Origin of the sequence: Pseudomonas sp. 44 R 15, from assembly GCF_900004965.1 — a bacterium.
Lineage (GTDB): Bacteria > Pseudomonadota > Gammaproteobacteria > Pseudomonadales > Pseudomonadaceae > Aquipseudomonas > Aquipseudomonas orientalis_A.
This window is the reverse complement of the sequence record NZ_CVTU01000073.1, coordinates 1-10,370: the sequence shown is the minus strand read 5'-3', so window position 1 is coordinate 10,370 and position 10,370 is coordinate 1. Positions and strand designations below refer to the sequence as shown.

The following is a 10,370-nucleotide window of genomic DNA, read 5'->3' as shown; positions in this document are numbered from 1 at the left end:
ATCAACTGCACCTGCCGCAGCCGTTTCTGCTCTTTCTCCTTATCGAAGATGGGGCTGATGGCGCCGTTGGCGTGTTCAACATCGTGGCTCAGCGTTGCCACGTCCTGCTGCTGTTTGGCAGGGTCGCGGATGTTGAGGGTGCCGTTGGAAATGGCCGAGGACGTGGTGCCGCTGTCGCTGTCGCCGTGGTTAAATCCGACCAAGCTGCCGGTGGGCATATTGCTGATGAACGCGTTGGTGCCATCGCTGCCACTGCTCACACTGGCGCTCTGCAACTGGCTTGTGTACTCAGCCTTGTTCTTTAAAACACTCCATCCCAGCGTACCGGTGCTCAAGCGGTTTTTGTCCGCTGTTGCGGTGCTGCCGATCACGCTGCCATCGAGCTGTGTGTGGTTGCCCACGTCAATCTGGTAGCCGCCCTTGCCGCCGAACAGGCCGGTCTGCTCCTGCACACTCTGGTATTTGGAGTCGATCTTGCTTTTGCTGATGCTCAGGTTGGCGCTGGCGCCGGTGCCGATGATGGCGAAGCTGACGCCTCCACTGACATCCGTTTGCTTGGACTTGTAGTTATCGGTGTCCTGCAGGCTTTGCAGCGTGAGGTCGCGACCCACGGTGGCGGTGATTTTGTCTGCACTGACTTGCGCGCCTTTGAGGGCAGTGTCTCGTCCGCTGATCAGGCTGACCTGTTTGCCTGCGTCCAGCGTTGTTTCCGTCCAGGTGGTGCCGGTGCCCTTTTCGTTGCCGGTGCCCTTGTTCGCATTGGCGAAGATGCTCAGGCCACTTTCTCCGGAACCCACGCCCAGACTGATGCCAATCGCTCCACCGCTGCTGCTGTTTTTGCCATCGAGCTTTTGATTGTTGGCCGCAGCCTCCAGGCGAATATCGCGCTCCGCAGCCAGCGTCATTTCATTGCTGGCCTGGAGCTTGCTGCCTTGAACGCGGATATCACCCGCGTCACCCGGCGTGCCATTCCCCTGCGCCACGATGGTGAGGTTATTGCCCGCCGTCAGGTTGCTGCCCTGGCTGAGGGTTTGTTCCTGCGTCTGTTTGGAGTCGGACTTCTGCGACCCCAGGGAGATGCTGATACCTACAAACTGCCCAGCGTTGGCGCCGGTCATGCCGCCATCCTGCTGCGCCGCTTGCCACGCCTGTACCCCCGTCAAACCCGCCTTCACACCTTGCAGCGCCGAGAGGCGGCCGTCGTCCTCGCTTTTGGCTTGCTTGGCAGTTCGGTAAGCGGAGTCCACCGCGCTACCCACGGTGCCGGAGAGTGCCAGGGTCAAACCACTGGTTTTGCTTTTGGCCGTCTGCTCGCTACGGTTGTTGTTTTCGGACGCCAGGATGCTGACATTTTGCCCAACCAGGCTGATGTCTTTACCGGCAACCACGTCAGAGCCTTTGATGGTGAGGTCTTTGCCCGCCCGGATATCCACGCTGCCCAGCACGCTGCCGATGTTGCTGGCCCGGGTGGTTTCGGTGCTGCTGGTGAGGGTATTTTTATTGCTGCTTGAACCCAACGTAACGCCGATGCCGCCGCTGCTCATCAAGCCCGATTTTTTGGTCGAGGACGAATGGCTTTGCTCAAAGGTTTCCGTCGCGCCGTCGATCACCACATTACGCCCGGCAATCAGGCTGGTGGCGTTCGTGGACACCACGTCACTGGCGCTTGTGCCGATGTCTCGACCGGCACGCACGACCACCGTGTCGGCGCTGATGGAGGAACCCTGTTGGGTAATCTGGTTACTGCTGTCGATGCGCGTCTTCTGGCTGCTGGACAGCAAGCCGTTGCTGGTCTTGGTCTTGCGGTAGTAGCTGTAGTCGCTGTCTTGGGCGGTGTTCAGCGTCAGATCATTGCCCGCATAGAGATAGGCTTCCTTGCCCGCGCTCGCGCGGCTGGCGCTGACGGCGAGGTCGTTGCCGGCACTCAGGGAGAGATTGTCGCCGGCTACCAATGAGGTGCCTACCTGCTGAACGTGATCCTCTTTGCTGGTCACCTTCTTGGAATTAAACGCCGAATGCTGTTCATTCGCCGCCGAAGCCAGGTTCACATTGCCCTTGGCCACCAACGCCAGATCACGCGTGGCATTCAACTGGCTGCCGATGGCGCTGATGTCCCGTGCCGCCACAATCTGGAAGTCCCGCCCGGCTTCTACCACCGTGCCGTACTGGGTCACGTTGCTGCTGCGTGAGTAGGTGCTGACGATATTGGCGTTACGTTGTTCGGCGGTGACGAGGTTCACGTCACGCCCGGCCTGGATGCGGGTGTCGGTGCCGCTCTTGAGTACACCGCCGGTGCTGTTGACGTCGCGACCGGCTTGCAGGGTCAGGCTGTTGGCGGCTTCGATGCGCGCGGCGTTGTCGACGAAGTCGGTGCGTTCGGTGCGGTAGCCGCTGCTGCTCTGGTGGCTGGTGACGGTGCGTTCGTTGAGCACATCGCCATTTACTGCGCTCACGCTGACGTCGCGCCCGCTGATGATGCCGCCGGCGCGGTTGGTGAGGCTGTTGCCGGCCAGCAGGTCGAGACGGTTGCCCGCTGCGATGAGGCCACCGTTGACCATGTTGCGCCCGGCGCTGGCAGCCAGGTTCTGGGTGGCGCGCAGGGTGCCGACGTTGGTGAGGTCGGTGCCGCTGACCAGGCTCAGGTCGCTGCCGGTGATCAACGCGCCATTGGGCGCCAGGCGGTTGTTGGCCTGGGCCAGGTAGAGCACCGGCACCAGCACTTGCTGGCCGGCGACGGTGGCGTTTTCCATCCACACGATGTCGTGGGTCAGGGCCGCGACTTGTTCGGCGGTGAGGCTTACACCCACCGACAAATTGAGCGCCTGACGGCTGCCGATGGCGTTGTCCATCAGGTACTTGAACATCGCCGTGTCGCTGGTTTGGCCGTCGATGAAGCGCTGGCCGGTGCGGGCAATGACCGCTTGCTGGATCAGGCGCTGTTCATAGAGGCCGTCGCCCAGGCGTTTTTGCGCCTGGTCGGGGTCGTAGCCGAGTTTGGACAGCATGTAATCGGAACTGAGGAACTGGCCGAGATTGGTCAGCTGCGGGTTGGTTTCGATCAGGTATTTCTGTGGGTTGGAGACGAACTGGCTGTCCGGCAGGCCTTGCACGCGGTTGAGGGTGACACCGTCGGCCGAGGTGCCGGCGGCGGGTACAACCGGCCCGGAAGCCGGGGCTCGGTCTACACTGCCGCCGCCCAGGGTCCAGCCTTGCGGGCCGGTACTGGCCGGCGCACTGGCGCTTTGGCCGCTGAGGCGGAACAGGCCGCCCTGGCCGGTGGGCAAGGTAAAGCCGGGCAAGCTCAGCGGGTTGATCTGCTGCTGGGCCAGGTCTGGAGGCAATTGCGCGTTGAGGGTGACGCGGGTCGAGTAACCGTTGGCGGCGCTGGCGCCGGTCGCGCCGGTGGTGGTTTTTGCACCCGCCCCGATGTAGGTGTAACCCGGGCGCACTACGCTGTTGTCGATACCGGCCTGCGCCTTGACGTCCACCGCGCCGCCAGCCTGAATCACGGCAGCGTAACGCTGATCATCGCTGGCGATTTTGGTGACTTTGCCGAACTGGGTGCGCTCGATTTCCATCATGCCGATGAAGTTGGCCACCGTGGCCTCAAGGCCGCCGAGGTCATTGGGGTTGTAACCGGCGCTTTTGTACCAGTATTTATTGGTGAGTGCGGCGGCTGCATCGAACCAGCGTCCAGGGTGCTTGGTGCGCTCTGACGTGAAAAGACGATAGGTCTCGGTCTCGCCGGTTTCGATGCCGGTGTTGACCAGGTTGTTCAGGCGCGCGGTGAAGTTACCGCCGGCCGCGATCGAGCTGCTGCTGTTGAGCAGGTCGCCACCCGCCAGGGTCATGTTGCGCCCGGCGGTGATACTCGAACCGGCACTGGCGGCGGTCACTTCCAGCTTGTCGCGGGTCAGCAACTCCCACACGTAGTTGCGCGGGGTGCCGCCTGCTTTGCAGTCACCGGCGTTGACGTACTTGATGCACGCGCCCTCGGTGGCCGAGGCGGTGTAGACACCCGCATCGTTGACGGTCAGTACCGCACGTTCATTCTTGATTGTGGCGGCGGTGAGGGTCAGGTCACCATCACTCTGCATGCTCGATGAGCTGTTGATAATGCTGTCGGCCAGGCCGCCCTTGCCGTCGCGATCGACACTCAGGTTGCCCATGCTGTAGAGGTCGCCGTAGCTGTTGTTCAGCGACGCCACGCGCAGGCTCATGTCGGCGCCGCTGAAGATCAGGCCGTGGTCGTTGAGCAATGCGCCGGTGTTGACCGTGAGCGTTTGCCCGCTGCCGAGCGTGGCGAAGTTGTTGAGCGCGCCCGCGTTGATCAGCAGGTCGGTGGCCGAGGTCAGGCGGCCGCGGTTGTTCAGGGTGCCGCTGAGGGTGGCGCGGGTCACGCCACCGCCGGCGATGCTGGCGGTGTCACTCAAGTTGGCCTGGGCGGCGGTCAGGTTCAGTTTGCCCAGGCTGCTGATGCGCCCGCTGCTGTTCAGCGCGCCGCTCAGGCTCAGGTCAAGGTCGCCGTCGCTGGCGATAAGGCCGTTGGTGGACCAGTTGCCACCGCTGCCGATAAAGCGCCGGGCGCCGAGCAATTGACCGGTCGCGGTCTGTTCGAGGCTGTTGACGTTGACGGTCAGTTGCCCGGCCTGGATCACGCTGCTGTTGGTCCAGGTGTCCTGGGCGATGGTCAGGTCGCCACGGGTGACCAGGCTGCCGCCTACATCGTTGAGATTGCGCGGCGCGATGCCGAAGGTGCCGGTGCCCACATGCAGCACATTGCCGCCGAGGTTCTGCAGGCGGTCGGCGTCCAGGGTCAGGTTGGTGTTGGCCGCTTCCAGCACGCCGTTGCGGTTGTCGAACAGCCCGCCAATGGCGAACTCGGTGGTGCCGCTGTTACCCAGTGCGCGCAGGCGACCGGTCTGGTTGTCCAGGCTGGCGGCGCGGACCTTGAGGGTGGATTCGCTTTCGATGATGCCCAGGCGGTTATTCAACGCGCCGCTGAGATCCAGGTCGATCTGTTGGCCGGCGATCTGGCCATCGTTGTCGCCGCTGTTATCGAAGTCATGCCCGACCACGCGCATCAGGCCTTTGGCATAGAGCCCGCCGTTGCGGTTGTCGAAATTGCCGGTGGTGACCAACGCGTTGCCGCCCTGCGCCGCGATGCGCCCGCCGTAGTTGTCTACGCTGCCGGCTTGCAGGTTGAGGCTTTGCCCCTGCATCACGCCGCCCTGGCGGTTGTTATTAAGGTCGTAACCGTTGCGCAGCACGCCGACCACTTGGGTTTGCAGTGCGGCCTTGAGGCTGGCGAGGGTGCCGCCACGGTTGTCGAGGCTGGCCGCGTTGACATGCAAGTCACCGGCCTGGGCAATCAGTTTGCCGCTCTGGTTATCCAGCGTGTCGGCCACGTTGGCGGTCATGCCGCCCTGGCTTTGCACGGTGCCTTTGCCATTGTCCAGGCGGTTGGCGCTGAGCAGCAGGTCGGCGTTCTGGCTGTAGATCAAGCCGTCGTTGCCGTTCTGCACCAGGCCGCCGGCGGTCAGGCTCAAGCGTTCGTTGGCGGCCAGGGTGCCACGATTGCGGTTGTCCAGGCCGCCGGTCAGCAGGGTCAACAAGCCTTGGCTGGCGATCTGGCCACCCTGGTTGTTGATCTGCGCCGCGCGGCTGATCAGCAGTGGGCCGCCGCTGGCCAGTTTGCCGTTGGTGTTGGTCAGGGTGGCGAGCAGGTCGAGGGTGGTGGCGGTGCCGCCACTGATACTGCCGGCGCTGTTGTCCAGGTTTTGCGTGTTCAGGCCCAAGGCCGCGCCGCTGTCGATCACGCCGCCGTGGGCGTTGTTCAGCAAGCCGCCGACGGTCAGCGTCTGCCCGGCCGCGCTGGAAAGTACGCCTTTGCTGCTGTTGTCCAGTTCGCCCGCGTTGACGGTCAAGGCTTTCTGGCTGACCAACGCGCCGCCTGCGCTGTTGAGCAGGCTGGCGGTCAGCGTGGCATTGAGGTCGCCGTATCGGCTCGACAAGGTGCCGCCGTTGCGGTTATCCAGGTTCGCACCGCTGACCGTCAAACCCTGCCAGCCGGACATCAGGCCATTCTGGTTGATCAGGTTTTCGGCATTGAGCACCAGCAGGTTATTGCTGATCAGTTTGCCGTTGCTGTTATTCAACGTGCGGCCTTTGAGGTTCAGGGTTTGCGCGCTGGAGAGTTCGCCGCCCTGGTTGCTGAGGTCACGCAGGTGGTTGATGCTCAGGTTGCCGGCGGTGGTGATCAGGCCACCGGTGTTGTTCAGGTCGCCGGTGGCGGTGCCGAAGTCCAGGGCAATCGCGCTGCCCAGCAGCGAGCCGTTCTGGTTGGCCAGGCTCGCGGTATTGATGCTCAGAAGGTTGGCCGCGTTGATCAGGCCCTGGGCCTGGTTGGCCAATGGGCCGCTCACGTTGAGCAGGGTGTCGCCACGGCTGGTGAGGGTGCCGCCGCTGTTGTCCAGGCTGGCGGCGCTTGCGTCAACGGCAGCCGCAGCAATCATACCCTTGACGTTGGCCAGGGCCTGGCCGATGCGCAGGGTCAGGGCGGCGTTGCTCAGCAGTTTGCCGCTGCTGTTATCGAGGTTGTCGGCGGTGAGTGTGAAGGCCTGGCTGCTGGAGATTTCGCCGCCCTGGTTATGCACATCCTTGAGGTTGTTGAGCATCAGCAACGGCGCGTTGATCAGCCCGCTCTGGTTGTTGAACTGACCACGGTTGAGGTCCAGGGTCAGGGCCTGCGCGCTGGTGATCTGCCCGCCTTGCTGGTTGTTCAGGTCGGCGGTGCTGATGTGCGCGGCCTGGCGCGCGCTCAGGGTGCCTTGTTGGCTGTTGTCGACCCTTGCGCTGGTCAGGGTCAGGGCGCCGTCCGTCACCAGGCGGCCGCCCTGGTTGTCCACCGCGTCACGGGCGCCGATGCTCAGCGGGCCGGCGCTGGAGAGCGCGCCACCACGGTTGACCAGGGTGCCCGTGGTCACAGTGAGCAGCCCTTCGCTGCTGATCAGGCCCTGGTTGCGGTTGAGCAATTGATCGACGTTCAGGTTCAGCCCAGTGCCGGCCACTACCAGGCCGCCATCGCTGTTATCCAGTTGCGTGCCGCTCACCGCCACGCCCGCACGGCTGGAGAGCTCGCCGTTGCGGTTGTCGATGTTGGCGACGTCGATCTGCACGCCGCCGGTGCTGGCGACCAGGCCTTTCTGGCGGTTGTCCAGGCGATTACCGGTGAGGTGAAGAACGCCCTGGCTGGTGACGCGCCCGTTCTGGTTGTCGAGCGTGCCGGCGTTGAGGCTCAACGCCTTGCCCGCAGTGACCAGGCCCGCGACGTTGTCCAGGGTGGTCACCGTCAGGTTGGCAGTGTCCAGGCTGGAGATTTCGCCGCCGGTATTTTGCACCGTGCCCAGCGTGGCAGTCAGCGGCCCGTTACTGGCGATCAAGCCGCCCTGGCCGTTCTGCAGCGCGCCGGCGTCGATAGCCAGCGCGGTGTTGCTGAGGACTCGTCCGTTGTTGCGGTTATCGAGGGTCGCCGCCGTCACGCGGGCGCCTTGCCGGGCGCTGAGGGTGCCGCCCTGGTTGTTCAAGGCCTGGGAATCGACGCTCAAGCTGCGGCTGGCGATCACGCTGGCGCCGTTGTTGTTGACGGCCTGGCCGCGCAGGCTGACGTCGCCTGTGGTGTTGCGGGTGTTATCGGCGTTGACGCCGGCTTCGATGATGTCAGCGTTGGTCAGCGTGCCGCCGCTGGACAGCGCAATGCGGTCACGTGCGGCCAGGCTTTTGCGACTGTTGAGATCGCCCTGGGTTTGCACCTCCAGGGCGGTACCGGCATAAATCGGTCCCTGGGCGTCAAGGCTGGCGGCTTTGACATTGATTGCGCCGCTGGCGGCGGTTTGCGCCATGCTCAAGCGCCCATTGGCATCGAGCTGGATATCCCCACCACTGGCGGCCAGGGTGCCATCGAGCTTCACGCCCACACCGGCTTCGGTGCCCACCAGTTTGATCGCGCCGGCGTACATGCCGCCCAGGGCCGACGAGTCGATCGCAAGCTCGGGTTTGGCGCTGCCGTCATCGGCGCGGGCGGTGGTTTTCAGGCTTTGTGCATCGACGTCGTTGCGCCCGGCGATGACGTTGAGTTCGCGGGCGTTGATTTGTGCATTGATCTTGGCCGAGCGGGTGATGATGTCGAAGCGGTCGACGTTGCTGGCGTTCAGGCCTTCGCCATCGATGGTCACGGCGCCGCCATCGACCTGGTAGCTTTTCAGCTGGCCGGTGGGGTCGATGATGGGTTTGCCGGTGGTGAGGGTGACGTTGGGCGTGTTGATGAAGCCGCAACCGGCGCAGGTCACGCCGTACGGGTTGGCCACGATGACCTTGGCCGACTGCCCCGCCACTTCGGTATAACCGCGCAACTGACTGGCGCTGCCGCCGTTGACTTCGTTAAGAATGACGCTGGCCGCGCCGCCCTTGAGGTTGGGGTTGCCGACAATGATCCCGCCCAGTTGGGTGTTTTGCAGCGCGCCGTTGGCGTTGTTGAGAATCACGCCGTTGGGGCCGACGTTGTACTGCTGGAACTGGTTATGGGACAAGCCTGCGCCGTTGGGCGTGGCGATGTTCACCACCGGCACGCCATTGCCCGCCGCGCCCACAGTGGTACCCGGCGCACTGACCACGATGCCCTCGGCCTGGGCCAGCAGCGGTTGCCAGAACAGTGCGTTGGCGAGGATCAACGCCAGCCCGCGTTTGGGCAGGCCGAAGAACGCGTTTCGCGGTTTCAGGGTGGCGGAAGGTTGGCGGGCCAGGAAGGCAAATTGTCGAACGTCCATTTTCAGTTTCTCGCTGCGGCGCAACGTTGAATTACAGGAAGAAATCCAGGCGGAAGTAGATCGGCGCTTCGCGCTCGGTGACGACTCCGGGTCTTTCCAGCGAGTTGGCAAAGGTCACGCTGGTGCTGACGTTCTTGCCTCGGGCGAACAGCTCCAGGGAGTTGCTGGACACGCGGCCATGAACGTTGTCGTTGTAGCGGTCGTTGCGGATCACGCCCTGGTCGTAGCCGACGCTGGCGCCGTATTCGAAGAAGGCCGGGCGCATCCAGTCGAGGGTCACCGGGCGCGCCCAGCGCACTTCGTTGCGCCAGTAGCCGCCGCTGTCGCCGGTCAGCAACTGGTCCTTGAAACCGCGCACCGAAGCCGAGCCGCCGAGGCTCATGCGCTGGGGCGAGAACAGCGGGTCTTCACTGCGTTGACCGGTGGCCAGGCTGCTGAAGCTGAACGACTCGCCCCACAGACTGAACGGTTGCAGGTAGCTGACGGTGGCGGTGTATTTGCGGTAGCGCGAGTTCGGCTGGCGGCGGCCGAAGGCGTCGCGCTCTTCCTGGGACTGGGCGTCGAGCAGGCCGATGCCGTTTTGCATGCCCAGGTCCAGGTTGACGAAGGCCGTGCCGATACGCCGACCGTGGTTGACGCCCAATTGCAGTTCGCTGAGGCGGTTGCTGCTGGGCGCAGTGCGCACGTCGAGGATGTAGTTGTTGGTGCGCAGGTGCGCGAGGCCGACGTTGACCGAGGTCTTGCTCACGTCGTCGCGGTGGATCACTCGTTCGGCGCGCAGTTGGTGGTTCTGGTTGTCGCCGTCCTGCTTGTATTTGAAGTCGTCGGTCACGCCGAAGGTGCGGTAGTCGCTCTCGCTGTAGGTGTAGCTGAAGTTCCACCAGCCCCAAGGCACGTTGTAATAGAGCATGGTGTTTTTCGAGGTTTTTTGGTGGTCGCTGATGGCGTCATGGCCGCCGCGCAGAATCAACTGGTCGCCCAGGCCCAGCGGGCTGTCCCATTCAAGGCCGGCGCCCCATTGCTGTTCGCCGGTGCTTTTCTGGCCGTCGTTATTGCGCGACAGGCTGGCGCGCCAGGGCTTTTGCGCGGTGTTCTTGACCACCACGTCGCTGCCGCCGACTTGCTTGCCGGGGGTCAGTTCCATTTGCGCCTGTTTGGACGGCAGGCGGTTGAGCTGGTCCACCAGTTGCTCGATTTCACGCAGGTTCAGCGCTTCGCCGACCTTGCCGGGAAACGCCATGGCCAGTTCGCGTTCGGTCACGGTGCTGCCTTCGGCGCTGCGCAAGGCTTCGAGCTTGCCTTCCACCACCAGCACTTGCAGGTGGCCAGTGGACAGGTCCTGCTGCGGCAGGTAGGCGCGGCTGGTGACGCGGCCTTTGCCGAGGTAGTAGTCGGTGATGGCCTTGAGCAGGTCGTTGAGCTGGGACACGCCCAGGCATTGGCCGACGTAGGGCTTGAGCAGGCGCTCGCGCTCGGAGGCCGGCAGGCTGTCGGCGCCTTTGAGTTCGATGTCTTTGATCGGGAAGCAACGGGTGTCGGCGGGCG

General features: G+C 63.9%; 2 protein-coding genes. Both read right to left on the bottom strand.

The features are described from left to right. Positions 1 to 8,825 (bottom strand): hemagglutinin repeat-containing protein (locus BFP93_RS28855; protein WP_176717560.1); only part of this gene is annotated, 8,825 nt, incomplete at its 3' end. A 31-nt stretch (positions 8,826 to 8,856) separates the two neighbouring features. Continuing rightward, the coding region (locus BFP93_RS09550; RefSeq protein WP_065892896.1) for a ShlB/FhaC/HecB family hemolysin secretion/activation protein at positions 8,857 to 10,370 on the bottom strand (1,514 nt) is incomplete at its 5' end.